Source organism: Pararhizobium sp. LjRoot238 (genome assembly GCF_964252955.1).
In the GTDB taxonomy this organism is placed as follows: Bacteria; Pseudomonadota; Alphaproteobacteria; order Rhizobiales; family Rhizobiaceae; genus Pararhizobium.
The window spans coordinates 1,469,884-1,491,406 of sequence record NZ_CAXUPP020000001.1 but is presented as its reverse complement, the minus strand read 5'-3'; the positions used below and the strand labels follow the sequence as shown (position 1 = coordinate 1,491,406).

Here is a 21,523-nt window from a genome sequence, read left to right as displayed (position 1 = left end):
CGAAGCCGCTGGTTCGCCTTAGTCATGTCCCTTCGGGTCGGCATGCGCCGCGTGATGCGAGAGCAGCAGAACAACGATGAACAGGGCCGGCACACAGGTGAAAATGATCGAGAAGCCGGTATGCTCGGCGATGAAGCCGATCAGCGACGGTGCAAACAGCATGCCCGAATAACCCATGAAGGTGGCGACCGAGAGCCCGATCCCCGGCGCCAGGCCAGGCATATTGCCGGCTGCGGAAAAGGCGATCGGCACCATGTTGGAAATGCCGACGCCGGCAAGCGCAAAGCCGAGGATCGCCAGCGGCGCATTCGGGGCCAGACCGGCCAGCACAAGGCCGACAAGTGCCGTCAGGGTGCAGACGCGCAGCGTCGTCACGCCGCCGAACCGGTCGCGGACGTGATCGCCGGCAAAACGCATGATCGCCATGGTCGCGGAAAAGGCAGCAAAGCCGAAGCCGGACATCGCGACCGAGGCGCCGAGTTCGTTGCGCAGGTATAGCGCACCCCAATCCAGAACCGTTCCTTCCGGCACCATGGAAAACAACGCCACGAGGCCGATCAGCCATGGCAGGGGCGTCATCGGCAGCCGCAACTTCTGCTTGGCGACGTCAGGATGCGGCCGGTCGTGAAGGATCATCGGCCAGGCGATAGCGAGCACCGTGAGACAGAATAGCGTGACGAGAATGGCATGCGGTAGCACGCCGAACTGCGCCATGACCACACCGCCGCTTGCCGAGCCGATGAGGCCGCCGAGGCTCCAATAGGCATGGCAGGACGACATGATCGCCCGGCGCATCGACTTCTCCACCTCGACCGCATTGGCATTCATCGCCACATCCATGGCGCCGACGAAGCCGCCGAGCAGGAACATGCCGATCACCGCCGTCCAGACATTTGGCAAAAGCGTCAGGAGCAGGAGGAGCGGCGACAGGATGATGGCCGTGACCTTGACGACCTTCTGCGAGCCGAGCCGGGCGATAAAGCCGCCGGCGATTGGCATCAGCACCAGCGAACCAATGCCGAAGACGAGGATCAGCAGGCCGAGCACGCTCTCGCCGATGCCGAGCTTCTCCTTGAACTCCGGAATCTTCGGCGCCCAGCTGCCGGTGACGAAGCCGTTCATCAGAAACAGCAGCGACACGGCGAGACGGGTTTTCGGCATATAGCCCGAGCGGACGGCGGCTTGCGGCCGGATGATGCTATGTTGATCCATGGTCTTTTCCTGTGCGATCCCGTGTTCGGACTCAAACCGTGATTTCAATGAGATTGCCGTCAGGGTCCCTGAGAACCGCCTCGTAGAAGCCGTCGCCCGTCAGGCGGGCGGGAGAAACGAGAATGCCCGTGGTCACCGCCCGCTCCGCCATCACATCCACGGCCTCGCGGCTGCCGAGCGACAGGGCGAGATGGGCGTAACCCTGCCGCTCTTCCGGCACCTCTCGTGTGATCCAGGGACCTTGCATGACCTCGATCGAGGGGCCGCCCTTCAGAGTCAGGAAGCGCGAGCAAAAGCCGGGCCGCCGGGCGCTTTCATAGAGATCACCGACGACCGCGCCAAAAGTCTCGGCCCAGAAACGGCAGAGGCCGTCGAGGTCGGCTGTCCAGAGGGCGACGTGGGCGATCTTCATGCCTTGACCTTTCGCGCATGCGCGATGGCGATGCCGGCCGCTTCGTAGAGACGGACGGCATCCGCCGGCGCGTCGTGTTCGACGATCAGCGCCGAGCACCTGGCTGCCGCGATGACCGTATGCGGCGCCGATGTGCCGAATTTATCGTTGGTGATCGCGGCCAGTACGGATGCGCTGCTTAGAGCCACCAGTCGCTTGAACTCGGCGTCCTCATATTCGAAAACCGTCAACCCGGCTTCGATATCGGCGCCGCAGGCGCCAAGAATGCAGAGATCCGGTCGCAACGTCTCGACATCGCGCTGCGCCTTGGCGCCGATGGCGGCACCCACACGCGTATCGATCTTGCCGCCGATGACGATGAGATCGATCGCCGGTTTGTCTAGCAATGCCGCGGCGATCAGCGGGGTGTTGGTCACGGCCGTCAGTTCCAGATCGTTCGGAAGAGCCTGGGCGATGGCAAGATTGGTGGAGCCGGCATCGAAGAACACGGTGCTGCCCGGTTTGATGAACGAAAGAGCGGCGGCGGCGAGTGCTGCTTTCCGCTCCGGCGCCTCGCCGACACGTTGGGAAAGGGTCGTCCCGCCGGGTGCCACCGGCAGCGCGCCGCCATAGACCCGTTCGCAGAGCCCTGCGGCGGCAAGCTCGCGCAGATCGCGGCGGATGGTATCCTCGGAGACGTTGAATTCCTGCGCGAGATCGACTGCCAGCACCCGGCCGGACAAGCGTAGACGATCCTGAATCAGCCGTTGGCGTTGTTGAAGGAGCAATTCCGTCTGCATGTTTCGACCACATCGTGCATAATTAAAGATAACTCGGCATAAACATGCATACTCGAACAGATTTCCGAGTTCAACCGATTTGTATGATTTTCGGGAAACGTGCCGCTAAAATCAGCGCCGGCGACAACGTCGTCCTGAAGGACATCAGCGTCACCATAGCCGAAGGCACCGTAACCGCTTTGGTCGGCCCCTCCGGCGGTGGCAAGAGCACGCTGCTTCGCTGCGACAACCTCTTGGAAATCCCGACATCCGGCGTGGTTCTTCTCTGCGACGAGCCGACCTTGGCGCTCGCCCCGGAACTGGCCGAGGAAGTGGTCGAGGTCTTGAGCCGCCTTGCCGCCGAAGGCACGACGATGATCATGGCAACTCACGACCCGCGCCTTGCCTAGAAAGTCGCCGACCAGGTGCTCTTCCTCGACGGCGGCCTGATCGTCGAGAGCGGCGCGCCTTGGAATATTTTCCAGACGCCGGAACGGGCGCGCACGAAGAAGTTCATTTCGTCTCTGAGTGCCGGGAAACGACTACCAGATTTGACCCAGTGGTCGTAGGGTTAGGCCATCGGGGAGCGGAGGCGAACGCTCGAAACGGCCGACAGCCGCGGCCCAGACGCCCCTTGGCGCCAAAAGGCAAAGTCGCGGAATTCAGGCCTTTTCCGGCGATATTTCCAAGCCCTCCGCCTCGCGACGCTCGTCCCAACGCGCCAACAGCGGCGCAAAGTCCTCCGGATTGCCCGGATACTGCAGGCACTCGTCACTTGCCCGGCTCCAGCGCTGCGCGCTGTCGAGCCAGATATGGGCGACCGGCGCCAAGGATGAGGTATCGTCGAGCGTGCCGGGCTTGATGCTGATCATATCAGGCCGGTTCTCCTGCCTGTGGAACAGGCGCGTGCCGCATTCGGGGCAAAACTCGCAGATCATGCGACGGCCGCTCGGCGTCTTTCGTGTCCATGAAGACAGTGTGCCCGAGCAAAGTTCGATTTGCGAAGACGTGATCCATAGAGCCATGCCAAAGGCGCTTCCGGATTGCTTTTGGCATTCGCGACAATGGCAAGCAAACAATGACAGCGATTTACCTCTGACGCGGTAGCGGCAGTACCCGCATTGACAGCCGCCGTCGAATACTTCTCTCATTTGCACCTCAGTCTGTCCCGCCGGCAAGCCGGAACGCGATAAAGGTGGAGAGACCATCTTGGCGAAACGCCGTGCGCGGCTCCCCATGCCTTGAGGAGCCGCTGCGATGGCCTGCTCACACCAACCGCATCAGCCGCCGTAGACGATCAGCAAATCCTTGGCGTCGATCTGGTCGCCGGTGCGCACCAGGACCTCGGCGATGGTGCCGTCCTTTTCCGCGTGCAGCGCGGTTTCCATCTTCATAGCCTCGATCGACAAGAGCACGTCACCCGATTTGACCGTCTGGCCGGCCGAAACGGAGACCGTCGAGATGACGCCCGGCATCGGTGCGCCGAGATGGGCGGCGTTGCCGAGATCGGCCTTGCGACGGGCGGCGCTGGAGGCCGAGCGGTTGCGGTCCGGAACCTTGATCAGGCGCGGCTGGCCGTTGAGTTCGAAGAACACCTTGACCATCGCCTGCTCGTCCGGCTCGCTCTTCGCCTGGTGCAGGATGACCAGCGAGACGCCCTTTTCGAGTTCCGGCAGCAGTTCCTCGCCGGCCGAAAGCCCGTAGAAATAGGCGGGCGTCGGCAGAACGGAGACAGGGCCGTAGGTGTCGGCGGCCAGTGCGTAGTCGGTGAAGACCTTCGGATACATCAGATAGGAGGCAAATTCGAAGTCCGTGACCTTGCGCTCCAACTTGGTCTCGATCGCCTTGCGCTCGGCGCCAAGGTCGGCATCCACCAGCAGCGAGCCCGGACGCGCCGTATAGGGCTTTTCTCCCTTCAGCGCCTTTGCCTGCAGTTTCTTCGGCCATCCGCCCGGAGGCTGGCCGAGATCGCCCTTGAGCATCGAGACGACCGAATCCGGGAAGGAGACGTCCTTGGCCGGGTTCTCGACATCGGCGACCGTCAGGTCCTGGGAGACCATCATCAGCGCCATGTCGCCGACGACCTTGGAGGACGGCGTCACCTTGACGATATCGCCGAACATCTGGTTGGCATCGGCATAGGCCTGCGCCACCTGGTGCCAGCGGGTCTCAAGCCCGAGCGAACGCGCCTGTTCCTTGAGGTTGGTGAACTGGCCGCCCGGCATTTCGTGCAGGTAGACTTCCGACGCCGGTCCCTTGAGATCGCTTTCGAAGGCGGCATACTGGTTGCGCACGGCCTCCCAATAGAAGGAGATGCGGCGGATCCATTCCGGATCGAGGCCCGGATCGCGCTCGGAGCCGCGCAGCGCCTCGACGATCGAGCCGAGACAGGGCTGCGACGTATTGCCGGAGAAAGCGTCCATCGCCGCGTCGACGACATCGACGCCGGCATCGACGGCAGCCAGAACCGTTGCGGCCGCAATACCCGAGGTGTCGTGCGTATGGAAATGGATCGGCAGGTCGGTTGCCTCGCGCAGCGCCTTGAACAGCACCGTCGCGGCGGCCGGCTTCAGCAGACCGGCCATGTCCTTCAGCGCGATCATGTGCGCGCCGGCCCGCTCCAGTTCGGCAGCCAGTGCAGTGTAATATTTCAGGTCATATTTCGGACGGGCCGAGTTGAGGATGTCGCCGGTATAGCAGATCGCCGCCTCGCAGATCCTGTTTTCTTCCGCGACCGCATCCATCGAGACGCGCATATTGTCGACCCAGTTGAGGCAGTCGAACACGCGGAACACGTCGATGCCGCCCCTGGCCGCCTGGCGGACGAAGTATTTGACGACATTGTCGGGATAGTTCTTGTAGCCGACGCCATTGGCGCCGCGCAGCAGCATCTGCAAGAGCAGGTTCGGCGCATCCTCGCGCACCTTGGCGAGACGCTCCCACGGATCTTCCGTCAGGAAGCGCATGGAGACGTCGAAGGTGGCGCCGCCCCAGCATTCGAGCGAGAACAGGTTCGGCAGGGCGCGGGCATAGGTACCGGCGACACGGGCGATGTCATAGGTGCGCACGCGGGTGGCGAGCAGCGACTGGTGGCCGTCGCGCATGGTCGTGTCGGTCAACAGCACGCGCTTTTCGGCGCGCACCCATTCGGCGAATTTCTGCGGGCCGAGCGCGTCGAGCTTCTGCTTCGTGCCGTCGGCGATCGCGGCGTTGCTGTGCGGCACGATCGGCTTTGCCGCATCCGCGCTCGGCTTCGGCCGGCCCTTGGCTTCCGGGTGACCATTCACCGTCACGTCGGCGAGATAGGTCAGAAGCTTGGTTGCCCGGTCCTGGCGCTTGACCTGCTGGAACAGTTCCGGCGTCGTATCGATGAAGCGGGTGGTGTAGGAATTGTCCTTGAACTTCGAATGGCTGATGATCGCTTCGAGGAAGGTGAGGTTCGTCGCCACCCCGCGGATACGGAATTCGCGCAAAGCGCGATCCATGCGGGCGATCGCTTCGGCGGGGTTCGGCGCCCAGGCGGTCACTTTCACAAGCAGCGGGTCGTAAAAGCGGGTGATGACAGCGCCCGGATAGGCCGTGCCGCCGTCGAGACGAATGCCGAAGCCGGAAGCGGAACGATAGCCAGTGATGCGGCCGTAATCCGGGATAAAATTCTGTTCCGGATCTTCGGTGGTGATACGGCACTGCAGCGCGTGGCCGTTGAGACGGATATCTTCCTGTTTCGGAACCCCCGATTCCGGCGTTCCGATGGCAAAGCCGTCGAGGATGTGGATCTGCGCCTTGACGATATCGATGCCGGTGACGACTTCGGTGACAGTATGCTCGACCTGGATGCGCGGATTGACTTCGATGAAATAGAATTTGCCGGTGTCCATATCCATCAGGTACTCGACGGTACCGGCACCGACATAGTTCGTCGCCTGGGCGATCCGGGTGGAATAGTTCGCCAGTTCCTGGCGCTGCTCTTCGCTCAGATAGGGGGCCGGAGCGCGCTCGACGACTTTCTGGTTGCGGCGCTGGACCGAACAATCGCGCTCGAACAGATGCACGACGTTGCCGTGCGTGTCGCCGAGCACCTGGCTTTCGACGTGACGGGCACGCTCGACCAGCTTTTCCAGATAGACCTCGTCCTTGCCGAAGGCAGCCATCGCTTCGCGCTTGGCTTCCGTCACTTCGCGCGACAGGTCCTTCGGATCGCGGATTGCCCGCATGCCGCGGCCGCCGCCACCCCAGGACGCCTTCAGCATCACCGGGTAGCCGATCTCCTCGGCCATCTTTGCCACGACATTCATATCGTCCGGCAGCGGCTCGGTCGCCGGAACGACCGGCACGCCGATCTCGATGGCAAGATTGCGGGCAGCGACCTTGTTGCCAAGACGCCGCATCGTGTCGCCCGTCGGGCCAATGAAAATGATACCGGCCGCCTTGCAGGCATCGACGAATTCCGGACTTTCCGACAAAAGGCCATACCCCGGATGGATGGCATCGGCACCGGACAGCTTGGCGACCCGAATGATTTCCTCAATCGACAGATAGCTTTCGATCGGCCCCATGTCGCGGGCAAGATGCGGCCCGCGACCGATCTGATAGCTCTCGTCCGCCTTGAAACGATGGAGCGCGAGCTTGTCCTCCTCCGCCCATATCGCAACCGTTTTTATTCCCAGTTCGTTTGCGGCGCGAAACACGCGGATGGCAATTTCAGAACGGTTGGCGACAAGGATTTTCGAGATGGGCAAGTCGGACTCCTCAAGACTTGAACGCGGTCATGCTGCACCGCGAAAAAGATTATTAGCGGTTCATGACAGGAAGTTCAATTTCAGAGTCGGCATGAGGGCGTTCATTTCCGTCAGGAAATCAGCCCCAGACGAAACGACAGGGCAACGGCGTGGTGCCGGTTTTTCGCCCGCAGTTTTTCCTGGATGCCGTTCATGTACCAGTCGACCGTGTGGTTGGAAATCTCGAGGATCCGGCTGATCTCGTTCGACGTCATCCCGTCGGCCAGGTAGTTCAAGGCCTCCATTTCGCGGCGGGTCATCTGCACATCGACGCTGGAGACCATTTCGGCGAGGACTGCCGGATCCGTCAGTTCCAGAAGCCGCCAGAAGACCTTCTTGGCAATGCCGTCGAACAGGCTCATTTCCACCGGGCTGAGATCGACCACGCGGCCGCCGAGTGTCAAATTGCCGAGCAGTCCGCGGCGCCCGTGGACGGGAAAAATGTACCCGTCGTAGAGGCCGTGGCCGCGCGCCTCGACCATCATGCGCTCCATGCGCTTGCGGTGCGGATCGGAGCGGAAGGCAACCAGCGTCTCGCGCCAGCGGAAGCCGCGCTGCGCATGGCCGAGAAAGCGGATCGTCGGGTCGATGATGACGTATTTCTTCTTGATGTAGATCTGCGGCCAGCCATCGGGCCAGCGTCCGGCAAGCAGCAGGCTCAGGGGATTTTCGTTCGGCTTCGGCTGGCGGACGACGCCGTAATAGTCAAAGCCGTAGCGGTCCAGAACCCGCTCGAACTCCTGAACGATTTCGTCCCTGCTCTTCATCTCGTCTATGAGCGCCAGAAACTGCACGAGCAACGTAATATTCATGAATGCCCCTTCAAAAAATCCATTCCGGCCTGTGACCGGGCCCACCGCAGCGCAACATGAATGTCCTGTTCAGCACCCATTCATGTTGCAATCGCAATAATCCCCAGCGTCAGTCGTAAAACCACCTAACACCGCGTCGCCGGTGAGCCGCAAGGCGCGAAAAATAGCAAGCTATGAATGATCGACTTCGAGGCGTCCGGACTCATCCACTCACCTTGAAGGTTTATCATAACCAAGTTTGCTCGGCGAAGCCAAAAGATGAATTTCGGTGAAAAGAATAGGACGGAAGGATGAGGGAAGATCCGCTTTGGAATTTTCATTCCACAATCCCCAGATGGGGGAATGAATACTTTTTCCAGGCTTTTCTTTTCTTTTTCAACCGTTTTCCCGCGATACAGACGCTGAGTTTTTCATTGCGTCGCAATCCAACTGCCCAAGAGGGATAAGACAGTGTCATTGTTCCATGTCTATGCAAGAGCGCTTCAGTATCTTGCCGTTCACAAACTTCGCGTCTCCGCAATCGTCATCGCCAACGTCGTCCTGGCGATCATCACGATTGCAGAACCCATTTTGTTCGGCCGCATCATCGACGCGATCTCCTCCAAGCAGGCCGTAACACCGATGCTCCTGATGTGGGCCGGTCTCGGCGTCTTCAACACGATCGCCTTCGTGCTGGTCGCTCGCGAGGCCGACCGGCTGGCGCATACGCGCCGCTCGACGCTGATCACGGAAGCCTTTGGTCGCATCATCTCGATGCCTCTTTCCTGGCACAGCCAGCGCGGCACCTCGAACGCCCTGCACACGCTGCTGCGCGCCTGCGAAACGCTGTTCGGCCTTTGGCTCGAATTCATGCGCCAGCATCTTTCGACAGCCGTGGCGCTGGTCCTGCTCGTTCCGACAGCCTTTGCCATGGATGCGCGCCTGTCGCTGGTTCTCGTCGTGCTCGGCGTTCTCTACGTCGTGATCGGCAAGATCGTGATGACACGCACCAAGGAAGGCCAGGCCTCTGTCGAGGACCACTATCACACCGTCTTTTCGCACGTCTCCGACTCGATCAGCAACGTCTCGGTCGTACACAGCTACAACCGCATCGAGGCAGAGACCCGCGAGCTGAAGAACTTCACCCAGAAGCTGATCTCGGCCCAGCTGCCAGTGCTCGACTGGTGGGCGCTTGCCAGTGCGCTGAACCGCATGGCATCGACCATCTCGATGATGGCGATCCTCGTCATCGGTACCTTCCTTGTCCAGAAGGGCGAACTCGGCATCGGCGACGTGATCGCTTTCATCGGCTTTGCCGGCCTGCTGATCGGCCGCCTCGACCAGATGAAGGCCTTCGTGACGCAGATTTTCGAAGCCCGCGCCAAGCTCGAGGACTTCTTCACGCTGGAGGATTCGGTCCGCGAGCGCGAAGAGCCTGTCGACGCCGGCGAGTTGAACCATGTCCGCGGCGAGGTCGAATTCCGCGATGTGTCCTTCAACTTCGCCAACTCGAACGAAGGCCTGCGCGATGTATCTTTCACCGCCAAGGCCGGCCAGACGATCGCCATCGTCGGCCCGACCGGCGCCGGCAAGACAACGCTGGTCAACCTCTTGCAGCGCGTGCATGAACCGGCAAGCGGCAAGATCCTGGTCGACGGCGTCGACATCTCGACGGTGACACGCAAGTCGCTGCGCCGCTCGATCGCCACCGTGTTCCAGGATGCAGGCCTGCTCAACCGGTCGATCTGCGAGAACATCCGCCTTGGCCGTGAAGACGCATCGCTGATCGAAATCATGGAAGCGGCCGAAGCGGCAGCAGCAGCCGACTTCATCGAAGGCCGCCAGGGTGGCTACGACACCAAAGTCGGCGAACGCGGCAACCGGCTCTCCGGAGGCGAACGCCAGCGCATCGCCATTGCTCGCGCAATCCTCAAGAATGCGCCGATCCTCGTGCTCGACGAGGCGACCAGCGCGCTCGACGTCGAGACGGAGAACCGTGTCAAGGCCGCGATCGATAACCTGCGCAAGGATCGCACCACCTTCATCATCGCTCACCGCCTGTCGACGGTGCGCGAGGCCGATCTGGTGATCTTCATGGATCACGGCCGGATCGTCGAGATGGGCGGTTTCAACGAACTCAGCCAGAGCAACGGCCGATTTGCATCGCTGTTGCGCGCCAGCGGCATCCTCACGGACGAGGACGTCCGCAAGAGCCACGCTGCGGCCTGACCGACGGGCAACATGCTCTTCCATATCTCCCCTCATGGCGCTGCCATGGGGGGATTTTTTATGCGGAGATCGATCCGCCCGCTCCCAGCGCGCCATCCGTGGATGCGGCCAGGCTTGCCGTCAGCCAGCCAACAAAAGCCGAGGCGGCATCCGGAAGGCTGTCGAAGCGGCGCGCCACCAGCCAGTAGGCACCCCAGGACAGGGATATGTCGAAAGGCCGAACCAGCCTGCCCGCCGCCACGTACTCCTCAGAGAAAGCCTCATCGACGAGGGCTACTCCCTGCCCGCTCAGCACCGCCTGCAAAATCAGGCCGCCATCCGCATAGACCGGCCCGCGCTCTACATCAGCAGCAACGCCCGCAGTTTCGAACCAGTGACGCCATGGGTCGCGATTTTCCTCGTGGAGCAGAGGAAACCGGAGAAGGTCTTCTGGCGAGGTCACCGCTGTTCCCGGCGTCAGCAGCCCGGGCGCGAAAGCCGGCGTGAGCCTTACATCGGTAAGGTGCCGGCTTTCAGTTCTCGGCCAACTTGTCGATTGGACGCTATGCCGGATAGCAAGGGCTGCTTGGTTGCTTCGAAACTCGATCAAACGAGGCTCTGCGTCGAGTTGAATGTCGATATGCGGGTGATCTTTCTGAAAATCGGCAAGATGGAACACCAGCCAGCATGACGCGAAGGAGGGCTCCGCGCTGACCGAGACGACGGAGATCGCGTCCCGGCGCTGCAGTCCAGCAAGACAATCGCCGATGTCGTCGAAAGCTGCTGTCAGGTTCGCCAGCAATGTCTCGCCGGCAGAGGTCAGGCTGACGCGGCGATGCCGCCGCTCGAAAAGCGCCAGCCCCAGAATGGTTTCCAGTTCACGAACCTGCCGGCTCACAGCGGCCTGGGAAATATAAAGCTCGGCCGCGGCCAGCGTGAAACTCTGCAGCCTGCCGGCCACCTCGAAGCTCCGCAAGGCGGTCAAGGGGAGACGTCCTCGTTTCATGCATAACCTCAAGTCATCCGACCCTGACGATAAGCTCGTTTGAACCTGATCGGCAAGAAGGATGGAATGGCCGCAAGGGAGATACGGCCATGTGGATGCAAATCTACGAGACAATCATGGATGCACTGCGCGTCGCCACGTTCCAGCCGCGGCAACCGTCAGGAGGACGAAACGTGCCAACTCGCCCGGCCGAAGATTTCTGTGGTGATCGCAAGTGACGGCAAGGCGCGGGCCTGTCAGGCCCTGACGGCCTCGGGCCGGGACAGGCCGCCGAGCCAATCGAGATAACGCGCATAGGCGAAATGGAGGCCTATACCGACGATGACGAACAGCGAGCCCCAGAGCGGATCGCGCCCCGTGACGAACAGAAGCACCTGGCCCGCCATGGCAAGGATCGTGCCGAGAATGAAGACCGGTAGCGAATGGCGCCCGATCATCACCAACGGATGATCGAGGCGCAGCCGCGCCATCCGGCTAAAAACCGGAAAGACCGCCAGCAGATAGGCAAGCGCCAGCACGTGCAGCAGCCGCGTCAGCGAGAGGAAGGTCTTGTCAAAGCCCGTCAGCACGGCAGGCAGGCCGTAGGAGAAATCGATGTTCCACCACGAGAACACCACCCAGAAGAACGATAGCGCGACGTAGCCGGCGGAAAGGGCGATCAGCAGCGGGTGGCGCGGCAGCGGCTTTCCGGCACGCGAGCGCATCATGCAGATCATGCCGATGACGAAGAGGAACTGCCAGGACCATGGATTGAGGAACCAGTAGCCTTCATCGAGGAAATTGATCGGCACGATCATGAAGATGCCGGCGGCGAGCCATAGCGCGGCGGATGCGACGAACAACAGCAACGGGCTGCGGCCATGGAGCCAGAGCATGCCCGGCAAAAGCAGGAAGACGACCGCATACATCGACAGGATGTTGTTGTAGCCCAACTGGTGACCCAGCAGAACCATGGCGACGAAGCCCTGTTCGGTGTGATCGACCAGCGGGCGGATGTTGATCTCGCTGATCAGGTCCTGCCGGCCGAAATAGAGCGCCCCACCGGCGAAGATCGCCAGCGTGGTGATACTGGTCATGATATGCGCGACGTAGAGTGTGAACGCCCGGCGCCAGATCTTCAGGCTGAGCGCGAGGCGATTGCCGAGTTTGAATTTCCGCCCATAGGCAAGCCCGGCCGAGAGCCCCGAGATCAGCACAAAGGCTTCGGCGGAATCGGAGAAGCCGAAGTTCTTCGTCGTCAGATATTCGAGATATTGCCCCGGCACATGATTGACGAAGATGGTGATGAGGCAAAGCGCGCGAAACACGTCAAGCCGGGTGTCACGCTCGGGAGGGATGGATCGCTTCGTTCCGGTCTGTCCGTCATCGGCAGACGGTTCGAATTGCAGTTTTTGAAGCATTCAGAATGTTCTCGTCCGAGTTCAGTGCCCCCTGCCCCCTTGACGCGATAAGACTGCCGGCAATCAGAATGAAGCCGACTTTGCAACCTTTGCTACAAAGCCGGCTTCACGCCTGACGAAGCGCCGGCAGCTACACCAAAACGCCTTCATGCGCGTTTTTTGTGACAGTTTTATTGACGCTGACGATTGGCTCGCCGCTTTCCGCATCTTTCGTCACAGAAATTACATGCGCCCTGCCGTCGATAGTCAGCGTCGCCGAGAAACCATCCCAGGCTTTCGGCAGGACCGGTCGAACGGTCAGCGTCCCGCCCTGCCTGCGAATGCCGAGGATGCCTTCGACCGCTGCGCGGTAGAGCCAGGCGGCCGAACCGGTGTACCAGGTCCAGCCACCGCGTCCGGTCAGATCGCCGTCGCCATAGATATCGGCGGCGACCACATAGGGTTCGACGCGATAGCGATCGGCGCTGTCACGATCCCTGGATTGATTGACCGGATTGAGCATTTCGAAAGCGCGCCAGGCGTCTTCCGTGCGGTTCTGCGCCGCAAGCGCCAGCACCACCCAGGTTGCCGCATGGGTATATTGCCCGCCATTTTCGCGCACACCCGGCGGATAGGCCTTGATGTAGCCCGGGTCCTGTGCGGTTCCGGAAAGCGGCGGCGTGAACAGACGGATGACCCGGTGATCGGCATCGGCCAGTTCCGAAAGCACGGCATCCATGGCCTGTGCCGAGCGAGCCGGATCGCCTTCGCCCGACAGAACGCTCCAGGACTGGGCGATGGAATCGATGCGGCATTCGCTGCTATTGGCGGAGCCGAGCGCCGTCCCGTCGTCGTAGTAGCCACGGCGATAGTATCCCCCATCCCAGCCGGCAGTCTCAAGTGCCTGCTTGAGGCTGGAAAGATGCGTCTCCCAGGCGGCAACCCGCTTGGCGTCGCCACGTTCGCGGGCGATCGCGATGAAGGAGCGCAGGGTGGCCGCGAGGAACCAGCCGAGCCAGACGCTGGTGCCGCGTCCTTCAATGCCGACGCGGTTCATGCCGTCGTTCCAGTCGCCGCCGAGGATCAACGGCAAGCCGTTTTCTCCCTTGCGGGCAATCGCCAGATCGAGTCCCAGCGCGCAATGCTCAAAGAGAGATGCACGCCGCTCGGAAACCAGTGGCTGGAAGAAGCTATCGTGCTGGCCGGGTTCAAGGGGTGCGCCCTCGATAAAGGCAATCTGCTCGTCGAGAATGTCCCTGGTGCCGGTCACGTTGCAATAATATTGCACCGCGTGGCCGAGCCATACCACGTCGTCGGAGATCAGGGTGCGGACGCCTGAGCCGTTGCCCGGCAGCCACCAATGCAGGACATCGCCCTCCGGGAACTGCCGCGCCGCGGCGTTGAGAATCTGGCCCCTCGCAAGTTCCGGACGGTGCACGATGAAGGCGAGCGTATCCTGCAACTGGTCGCGGAAGCCGAAGGCACCGCTTGCCTGATAGAAGGCCGACCGCGCCAGGATGCGGCAACCGAGGCTCTGATAGGGCAGCCAGGCATTGACCATGTTGTTGAACGCCTTGTCGGGCGTGTCGACCTGGAGAATGCCGGTGAAATCCTGCCAGAAGCTGTTCGACGCCTTAAGAACGGTCTCGAATGGCGTGCTGCGCGCCGTCTCGAGATGTTCGAGCGCCTGATCCGCATTGTCGGCGTCACCCATGTAGAAGGTCAGATCGCGGCTCTCGCCCGGCTCCAGCACCACGTCGATAACAAGCGCTGCGCAGGGATCGCCATCCGCATCGATCGCGCCTGACAGGGAGTTGCCGTCAAGCACCGCCTTCGGCGCGTGAATGCTGCCGGCGAGCCCGATGAATTCGCGGCGGCTCGCCGTGAAGCCCACCGGCGTTTCGCTCGCCGCCAGGAAAGCGGTGCGGCCGGAATAATCGATGCTGTACGGGTTGGTGGCCAGCACCGCGCCGCTCGCCTCGTCAAGATGCGACAGGATGAAGGGCGCCGTCTTGCCGCGATTGTTGCCTAGCACCCATTCGGCATAGCCGTAGACCTTCAGGCTTCGGGCCTCGCCGGAGAGGTTTTTCAACCGCATCCGCCAATATTTCACCGGCGCCTTGCGATGGACGGCCTGGCTGACCTCGATCTCCAACTCGTCCTGCACGCTTTTGAACACCGAATAGCCGAGACCATGCCGGGTTTCGAAGAGCACGGACTTGCGCCGGGACAAGGCGGCATAGGGCGACATCACCGTACCACTGTCCATGTCTCTGACGAAGATCGCTTCACCCGGCCGGTTGATGACCGGATCGTTGGTCCAGGGCGTCAGCTGGTAGTCGCGCGAATTGCGGCCCCAGGTGAAGGCTGCGCCTTCCGCCGCCACATGGAAACCGAAGCTTTCGTTGGAAATGACGTTGATCCATGGCTGTGGCGTCGCTTCGCCGCCGCGCAGGCGCGTCACGTATTCACGGCCGTCCTTGGAAAAACCGCCATAGCCATTCCAGAAGTCAAGCCTATCGCCATTGATCTCGGCAGGCACTTCGTCATGGTCTCCAGCGGGTGCTGCGAGCAACGGCAGGACAATCTTTTTCCTCTTGCCGACAGGCGTCGAGAACAGCGCTTCCGCACGGGAAATCTGGTCCGAGATCTTGCCGTTGCGGGCATGGAAGACGGCACGCGACGCGGACAGCAGTGCCGCCCATGTCTGCGGCTCCATGATATCGCGGCGGACCGCGAAGATATGCTGGCGGGCGCCATCGGACAGGCGCAGGCGCAGGTTTTCGCACATCGCATCGAGCGTGTGCTGCATGTCCTGCGCGTAGGACGAGGCCCGTTCGTTGATGATGACGAGATCGGCGGTGACGCCGCGCGAGCGCAGGTACTCCTGCGCCTTCAGGGCTTCGCGCGCGATGCCGAGGTCAATGTCATCGTTGATGCGGACGGAAAAGATCGGGAAGTCACCCGAAATCGATAGCGGCCACAGGGACGATTGCGGTGCGAGACCTGCCTGCACCGTCGCGATATCGGCGCGCAATTGCATGTCGGGATAGGTGAGGTAACGGCCAAGCGTCTGGAAGCTTGCCGCCTCCTGCGAGGTCACGCCGACATGGCGCATCTGCACCTGGCTGCGGGTCCAGGCGTGGATCATTTCGTGATTGAAGCTGTCCGGATGGCGATAGCGATCGACGGCCTTGTCGATCTGCTCGCGTCCGGGAGCGGCGATGGTCCAGAAGATCACGCTGACCTTCTTGCCCGCCGGCACACGCACGGTGCGGCGGAGCGAAACGATCGGGTCGAGCGTATAGCCGTCCGTGCCCGAAAGCTTGGCTTCGGCATCGAAGGCTTGCGCTTCGGCGAGCGTCCGGCCTGTTCCGATGAACCGGCGCCTGTCCGTCTCGGCTTCCGTATGACGGCTGCTGCCGGCATTGTCGGCGATCAGGTGAGCCACCTGCATGTCCGGGTCGCCGGGGCTGCGCTTGTTGCGCGTGACGCGGATCACGTCGCCCTTCGGATCGATTTCGGTGCGCAGGAACATCTTGGCAAAAAGCGGATGGGCGCTGTCGGTATCGTCGGTCGTCAGCACCGGCTCGGCATAGGAGGTTACTTCGATGAAGCGATCCTCCGTGCCCCTGTTGAGAAGGATCACCCGGCGACCTTCGGCATCATGCTCGGTGGCGACGATGCATTCGACTTCGCTGGTGAGTTCGCCGACGGTCTTGACGAATTCTGCCTTGTCGTCGCCGAAGCGGATCATGGCTTTTTCGCCTTCCGCCCGGCGCGGTTCGGCGGTTGCCGACCACCAGTCGCCGGTCGCGGTATCGCGCAGGAAGATGAAGGTGCCGGACCGGTCTTCGCTCGGATCGGCATTCCAGCGGGCAACGGTCTGGCCGTTCCAGCGGGAATAGCCGCTGCCGGTCGCCGTCAGCATGACGGAGTAGTGGCCATTCGACAGGAAGACTGTCTCGCGATCCTTGATCAGCGGATTGTTGACGATCCGGACTTCCGGACGAAGCAGGTCTTCCTGGCCCTTGCCGACCGATTCCGGTTCCTTCTTGGTGTTGATGATCGGGATATCACGCGGCGCCTTTTCCTGCAGCAGGAGTTCAGCGGCTTCAATAACCGGATCGGCGTGGAACCACTCGCGCAGACGGCCATTGAAGACGACGTTGGCGACGGCCGCGATCGACATGCCGTGGTGGTGGGCATAATAGTTGCGCACCACCGCGCAGCTCTTGCCTTCCGGCACGCGCGTCGGCGTGAAGTCGACGGCATCATGGAAACCGTAGGCGCCGAGCGCGCCGACGCCGCGCAGCCGCTCCAGATTGGCGAGCGCCGCCTTCGGATCGTACATGCTGGCGAGGATCGAGGCATAGGGCGCGATGACGGCATTCTGGCCGAGACCGCGCTTCAGGCCGAGCGTCGGCACACCGAAATTGGTGTACTGATACGTCAGTTCATGGTCGCGGGCATTGAACGCCGCTTCCGAAATGCCCCATGGCGTGCCGAGGCGGCGGCCGTGGTTCATCTGCTCCCTGACGATCAGATTGTTGGTCTGGTTGAGGATGCCCCCCTGACGCTCCTGCATGACCAGCGGCGGCATCAGATATTCGAACATCGAGCCCGACCAGGAGACGAGCGCGCCGCGGGCGCCGATCGGCACGATCGGACGGCCGAGCTTGTACCAGTGTTCCGTCGGCAGGTCCCCCTTGGCGATGGCGAACAGGCTGGTGAGGCGCGCTTCCGACGCGAGAAGGTCGTAGCAGGCTTCGTCAAGCTCGTTCGAATTGACGCGGTAGCCGATCGACAGAAGCCGCCGTTCCGGACGGAACAGGAAGCTGAAGTCCATCGAGAACGCGATATCGCGCGCCCGATCGCGCACGACGATCAGGCGCTGGCGTAATGCCTCGATGGCACCGAGGTCGAAAACGCCGTCGGCAATGTGGGATTCGCAGGTGTTGACCAGGACGGTCGCCCACTTCGTCACTTCGCCGCTCTGGGCGCTCCGGACCTCGTGGTCGAGGTTGGCGGTGAGCTTCTGGATGTCGCGCGCCAGAACCGCCAGGTTGATAACCCGGATCGAGGCAAACTCATGTTCGCGTTTGACCGCCTGCAGCCCATTGTGGAAGCCGACGATCCGCTCCTCCATCAGCCGCCGCAGCGGCCGCACGGTCTTGCGGTCATCCGGCAGCTCAGCCAGCACTTCGGACAGGATGGAGGCGACATCGCCGATACCGTCCAGATTGCCCTGGATATGCGCGGACGGCGCTTCAGCCCATTCGCGGCACATCGAGGAGACGGCGATCAGATGGCCGGCGAGGTTGCCGCTGTCGACGGCCGAAACATACCTCGGTTCCATCGTCTCGAGCGGGTTCGTCGCGTACCAGTTGAACAGATGCCCCCGGTATTTCGGCATGCGGTCGATCGTGGAAACCGTCTCCTCCAGGCGCCGGACGGTTTCCTCGAAACCGATCCAGCCGAAATCGCGGGCCGACATGACCGATAACAGGTAGACGCCGATATTCGTCGGCGAGGTCCGCTCGGCCAGAACCGGATGCGGGATTTCCTGGAAATTGTCCGGCGGCAGGAAGTTCTGCTCGGCGGTAACGAAGGTCTCGAAATAGAGCCAGGTCCGACGAGCGATCTTGCGCAGTTCCTCGACGACGTTTTCCGGCACGACCAACTGGTCTTCGGTCTCGGCGGATTGGCTGACGAACCAGGCGATGGCCGGGGACAGCGCCCAGAGCAGGGCAAACGGAATGCCGATGAAGGGAAGGCCGCTCTCGGAGACGGCCGCAAGCAGCAGCGAAATCACCGACAGAGCCGGCGCGATCCACATCGAACGGTAGTAGTCCCAGATGGTACCGCTGGCCGAACTCTGCACCTGCGCTGCGGTGCGCCATTCGAGCATCAGCTTGCCGCTGACGAAGGTTCGATAGAGGGAGCGCACGATGGCATCGGCCATCATTGCGGCCGAATGGGCGATGAAGACAATGCGCAGCGCGACCTGCGCGTTGGCAGCCTGGATTTCTGAGAGAACCGCATGCAGATGGGCGCGGGCGACGATATCGTTGCGGCGCGGCATGATACCGGAAATGAGCGACAGGGTCGGCGCGACGAACAAGCTGAAGATCAGCACGAACTGCCAGACCAGCGCCTGTGTCGGCTCCATGTAATACCAACCCATGACCGACGCGACGAGCCAGGCGCAGGGGATCAGCGAGCGGCGCAGATTGTCGTACATCTTCCAGCGGCCGAGCATGCTGACGCCGTTGGAAAGATCGAACATGTAAGGCAGGAGCTGCCAGTCGCCGCGCGCCCAGCGATGCTGGCGCGACATCTCGACTTCGTAGCGGATCGGGAAATCCTCGACCAGTTCGACATCGGTCACCAGCGCGCATTTGGCAAGCGAGCCTTCCAGGAGGTCATGGCTGAGAACCGCGTTTTCCTCGATCTTGCCCTTCAGCGCTGCCTCGAAGGCGTCGACATGGTAGAGGCCCTTGCCGGTGAACGTGCCTTCGCCGGCGATGTCCTGATAGACGTCGGAGACGGTGAAGACGTAAGGATCGATGCCGCGGTTGACCGAAAAGATGCGCTGGAACGCCGAAGCTTCGTTGCCGGTGGTCAGTGACGGCGTCACGCGCGGCTGCAGGATACCGTAGCCTGCAGTCACCTTCTGCGTCACCGGATCGACGACCGGGCGGTTGATCGGGTGGTAGAGCTTGCCGACCAGCTTGGTCACCGCGTCGCGCATCAGGCGCGTGTCGGAATCAAGCGTCATGACATATTGCACGTTTTCCGGGACGATATTGGCGCCGGCGAGGAAGCTCGTGTCGCTGTCACCGCGCAGAAGCAGGTTCATCTCATGCAGCTTGCCGCGCTTGCGCTCCCAACCCATCCAGACGCCCTCCGCCTCGTTGTAGAGGCGGCGGCGATGCAGGAGGTAGAAGCGGGTGCGGCCGTCATGGGCGTAGCGCTCGCTCAAAATCGCGATTTCGCGCTTGGCGTAGTCGAGCACGTCAAGATCGGCGACGGTTTCCTCCTCCTTGCTGTCGGCCCAGTCGCTCAGAAGCGCGAAATAGACCTCGCCCTTCGGATTGGCGAGATAGTGCACTTCGATGTTGCGCACGAGTTCATCGACATGATCGCGCCTGGAGATCAGGCAGGGGACAACGACGAGAGTCCGCGCGTCTTGCGGGATGCCGTTGAGAAATTCATATCCAACCAGGCGTGACGGCGTCACGCCGAGCGTGACCAGCGTGTTGAAGAGACCGGCAGCACCTTCCGAGGCCGGAAGCGCGAACAGGAGCAGCATGATCAGCTTTGCACCGGTCGGGATATCCATCGGGCTGACGAAGACATAGACCGCGATCATCGCAAGGATCGTCAGGATGATGTTGGGGCCGGCGATCGCCAGCCAGTCGAGCTTGCGGCTCATGCGGATGATGCTTTGCAGGATGGTCGGACGGTAGCCGATCCGCTGCTCCAGATGCCGGCGCTGCTTGCCGACGAGGAACCCGCCGACATTCGGCTCATGCGGGGTTTCGTCCGGAGCGGCCGCCTGCTCCTTGACCAGATCTAGCGCGATCTGGGTGACTTCCAGTTCCGCGTAGCCGGAGCGGCGAGCCAGTTTCTCGATGGTATTGCGATATTTGTTGCGCGAACCGAAATCGAGCGACGAGTAATCCGAGCGTGCACGCAGGGCATCGTCGAGCTTGCTGACGCTTTCGAACCAGACGGCCCAATCGTTGTCGTCGATTTCGCGCAGGCTGCGGATGATGTTGCTCATCGTCGCATTGCCGGACGACAGCCGGTTCTGCTCGGCGACCAGAGCTTCCTCGACATTGCTGCCACGTTTTTCCAGCTGCTCTTCGAGCCAGGTGATCACGTAACCCGATGTCTGCGATCCATCGCGCAGGCGGTAGAGAAGCTGCGTCACGAAGGTATTGTCGGCGGTCAGCGGCTGGGCGTCCGCGAGAACCGACCTGAACCTCTCGGGTTCGCCCAGGCGGACAATCTGATCGGCGACGTCGTTTGCCTTCTTGCGCATGCCACGCGAACGGTCGACGCGGATGGCGATGCGGCGCAGGTTCTCGATCAGCACGAAGCGGAGAATGGACGGCAACGCCCAGAGCTCGCCGATCTTGAAGGTCTCGTGATTCTGGAAACCGGCGACCATCGCCGTCAGGCTTTCGCGCGACACCGTGCTGTGGGTGTGGGCGACGTAGAGCCAGGCAAGCGCCATGGTGCGCGGGATTGTCGTGCCGGCGACGGACAGCGTCGGCAGTTGGCGATAGAACTTGCGCGGAAAATCGCGCCGGACTTCCTGAATCGACTCTTCAACCAGATAATGATTGTCAAGCAGCCATTCCGCGGCGGGCGTGATCGAGGCGCCGGCTTCGACGTCGGCAGCCGTCACCTTGTAGACGCGGAAAATCTCGTGTTCGTTTTCGCGATGACGCGGACGGAACTCGAATGGGAAAAAACCTGGAAGGCTTGCTACGCCATCGCGGGCCAAGGCGGCACCGCATTCATGAAGCTCATCGATTGTGAAATAGGTCGACCGGATCGAGTCGTTGTAATCGATCGGTTTGATTTCAGCTTCGCGCGGAGGCGTGGAATGCGTATTTTGAAGGTTCATAGGTACGGGTTCTGGATCCAGGCGGTGTTGAAGGGTCCGGCTGTGGTCGTCGTGCCGGATGGGCTGCAGCCCTGATGTTTGGCTCTGCGCCGACACGACCCTAGACACTCGTCTGTGTTCTGCCGTCAGCCGTCAGGTCTCGCGCAAGCGGGAAACCGTGGGCTTTGGCACAGCCCGGAAGGGCCTTTGAGGTCGTGAAGGCGGCAGTCGCTTCGCTGTCAGGGCTGCGTGATGCAAGAAATGGGCATTTTTTAGCCGTAGTGCCAATGTGTTGCAAGAAGCGGGGCCTATTCTCGGGACGAATTCCATGCTGCCGCACCAAAGAAGGACCGCTGTCG

At 61.8% G+C, this 21,523-nt stretch carries 10 protein-coding genes and 1 pseudogene; 2 read left to right on the top strand and 9 right to left on the bottom strand.

Going from position 1 to position 21,523, the window contains the following annotated elements; translation table 11 throughout:
* Nucleotides 1-18: 18 nt before the first annotated feature.
* Genes ACSQ3F_RS07335 through ACSQ3F_RS07325 form a run of 3 tightly spaced genes read right to left on the bottom strand, consistent with a single transcriptional unit; the run spans nucleotide 19 to nucleotide 2,403 of the window.
* Complete coding sequence (locus ACSQ3F_RS07335; RefSeq protein ID WP_436099616.1) at nucleotides 19-1,212, bottom strand: MFS transporter; 1,194 nt, start codon at nucleotides 1,210-1,212, stop codon at nucleotides 19-21.
* A 31-nt stretch (nucleotides 1,213-1,243) separates the two neighbouring features.
* On the bottom strand, nucleotides 1,244-1,624 hold the full coding sequence (locus ACSQ3F_RS07330; RefSeq protein ID WP_436099615.1) for a VOC family protein: 381 nt from the start codon (nucleotides 1,622-1,624) through the stop codon (nucleotides 1,244-1,246).
* Nucleotides 1,621-2,403 (bottom strand): DeoR/GlpR family DNA-binding transcription regulator, encoded by a 783-nt coding sequence (locus ACSQ3F_RS07325; protein WP_436099614.1) that lies wholly within the window; start codon nucleotides 2,401-2,403, stop codon nucleotides 1,621-1,623. The genes ACSQ3F_RS07330 and ACSQ3F_RS07325 overlap by 4 nt, the downstream gene beginning before the upstream one ends.
* 83 nt (nucleotides 2,404-2,486) lie before the next feature.
* Between ACSQ3F_RS07325 and ACSQ3F_RS07320 the strand changes: the two are divergent.
* A pseudogene (locus ACSQ3F_RS07320) lies at nucleotides 2,487-2,951 on the top strand (ATP-binding cassette domain-containing protein).
* Nucleotides 2,952-3,044: 93 nt separating this feature from the next.
* On the opposite strand, the gene ACSQ3F_RS07315 reads toward ACSQ3F_RS07320, so the two are convergent.
* The 3 genes from ACSQ3F_RS07315 to ACSQ3F_RS07305 all read right to left on the bottom strand — a co-directional run bounded on the left by ACSQ3F_RS07315 (nucleotide 3,045) and on the right by ACSQ3F_RS07305 (nucleotide 7,972).
* Nucleotides 3,045-3,533: a GFA family protein gene (locus ACSQ3F_RS07315; RefSeq protein ID WP_436102069.1), complete on the bottom strand. Its 489-nt coding sequence runs from the start codon at nucleotides 3,531-3,533 to the stop codon at nucleotides 3,045-3,047.
* Nucleotides 3,534-3,662: 129 nt separating this feature from the next.
* Entirely contained in the window at nucleotides 3,663-7,121 is a 3,459-nt protein-coding gene (gene pyc / locus ACSQ3F_RS07310; RefSeq protein WP_436099613.1) for a pyruvate carboxylase, read from the bottom strand.
* A gap of 110 nt (nucleotides 7,122-7,231) precedes the next feature.
* Nucleotides 7,232-7,972, bottom strand: coding sequence for a helix-turn-helix transcriptional regulator (locus ACSQ3F_RS07305; RefSeq protein ID WP_436099612.1), 741 nt, complete (start codon nucleotides 7,970-7,972; stop codon nucleotides 7,232-7,234).
* A 450-nt stretch (nucleotides 7,973-8,422) separates the two neighbouring features.
* Here ACSQ3F_RS07305 and ACSQ3F_RS07300 point away from each other — a divergent pair, with 450 nt between their 5' ends.
* Complete coding sequence (locus ACSQ3F_RS07300; RefSeq protein ID WP_436099611.1) at nucleotides 8,423-10,180, top strand: glucan ABC transporter ATP-binding protein/ permease; 1,758 nt, start codon at nucleotides 8,423-8,425, stop codon at nucleotides 10,178-10,180.
* A gap of 58 nt (nucleotides 10,181-10,238) precedes the next feature.
* Here the strand turns inward: ACSQ3F_RS07300 and ACSQ3F_RS07295 are convergent, their stop codons facing one another.
* The 3 genes from ACSQ3F_RS07295 to ACSQ3F_RS07285 all read right to left on the bottom strand — a co-directional run bounded on the left by ACSQ3F_RS07295 (nucleotide 10,239) and on the right by ACSQ3F_RS07285 (nucleotide 21,185).
* Nucleotides 10,239-11,165 (bottom strand): LysR substrate-binding domain-containing protein, encoded by a 927-nt coding sequence (locus ACSQ3F_RS07295; protein ID WP_436099610.1) that lies wholly within the window; start codon nucleotides 11,163-11,165, stop codon nucleotides 10,239-10,241.
* Between the two features lie 236 nt (nucleotides 11,166-11,401).
* Nucleotides 11,402-12,565, bottom strand: a complete 1,164-nt coding sequence (locus tag ACSQ3F_RS07290) for an OpgC family protein (protein ID WP_436099609.1) — start codon at nucleotides 12,563-12,565, stop codon at nucleotides 11,402-11,404.
* Between the two features lie 130 nt (nucleotides 12,566-12,695).
* Nucleotides 12,696-21,185, bottom strand: coding sequence for a GH36-type glycosyl hydrolase domain-containing protein (locus ACSQ3F_RS07285; protein ID WP_436099608.1), 8,490 nt, complete (start codon nucleotides 21,183-21,185; stop codon nucleotides 12,696-12,698).
* Nucleotides 21,186-21,523: the final 338 nt, after the last annotated feature.